The organism is Monashia sp. HAY1-5C, from assembly GCF_056755255.1.
The window spans coordinates 1-247 of record NZ_JBPGXG010000623.1 but is presented as its reverse complement, the minus strand read 5'-3'; the positions used below and the strand labels follow the sequence as shown (position 1 = coordinate 247).

The 247-nt window shown below is 72.1% G+C and carries 1 protein-coding gene; it reads left to right on the top strand.

All coding sequences use genetic code 11. The features are described from left to right. Window positions 1-247: dihydrofolate reductase family protein (locus ACR9ZK_RS22960; RefSeq protein WP_481344224.1), on the top strand; the 247-nt coding region annotated here is incomplete at both ends.

Genomic DNA, 247 nt, shown 5'->3' with positions numbered 1-247 from the left:
GCCCTCGCAGACCGGGCTCAGCGACGACGACATCACCGCGCTCTACACCGAGGGTGCGGGCGAACCGTGGCTGCGCGTCAACTTCGTCAGCAGCGTGGATGGGGCGGCCACCCACCAGGGTCTGTCCGGAGGCCTCTCGAACGACGCGGACAGCCGCGTCTTCGCCCTGCTGCGGCGGCTCTGCGACGTCGTCCTGGTGGGGGCGGGAACCGTGCGGGCCGAAGGCTACGGGCCGATGCGCGTGGAC